This is a genomic window from Agrobacterium sp. ST15.16.024 (assembly GCF_027956545.1).
Lineage (GTDB): Bacteria > Pseudomonadota > Alphaproteobacteria > Rhizobiales > Rhizobiaceae > Agrobacterium > Agrobacterium cucumeris.
The window spans coordinates 1-363 of the sequence record NZ_JAQKGO010000084.1 but is presented as its reverse complement, the minus strand read 5'-3'; the positions used below and the strand labels follow the sequence as shown (position 1 = coordinate 363).

The window sequence follows — 363 nt, the reverse complement described above, 5'->3', positions numbered from 1 at the left end:
CCGGCGTAGGGGTCACGATGGCGCGGCAGACGGCTACCGTCCGGCAGAGTGGCGAACATAGCCGCTTTCACCGACGGGATATCGCGCAGCAGCGCGGTAGTTTGCGGACAGAGCTGGCTGGCGGAAGGATGGGCATCCTCATACCATTTCAGATAAAAGCGTTTCCAGCCGGTTTTGAAAAATGAGTTAAACCCGGCATCGTTATATTTATCGGCCGCTTTAATCTGCTCCAGCTGCTGAAGGTGGAGACCTTCGTCGCGAATAACCTGCCAGTTTTGCTGCAATATCGCCAGCTCGGGAAACATCTCCGGCCGCAGATAAGGCGTATTCGGCACGCGGGAAAATAAATACATAAATCCATTC

Annotated in this window: 1 protein-coding gene; it reads right to left on the bottom strand. The window is 54.3% G+C overall.

Annotated features, from left to right (window positions below; translation table 11 throughout):
- Window positions 1-363: aspartyl/asparaginyl beta-hydroxylase domain-containing protein (locus tag PL640_RS25745; protein ID WP_271363896.1), on the bottom strand; the 363-nt coding region annotated here is incomplete at both ends.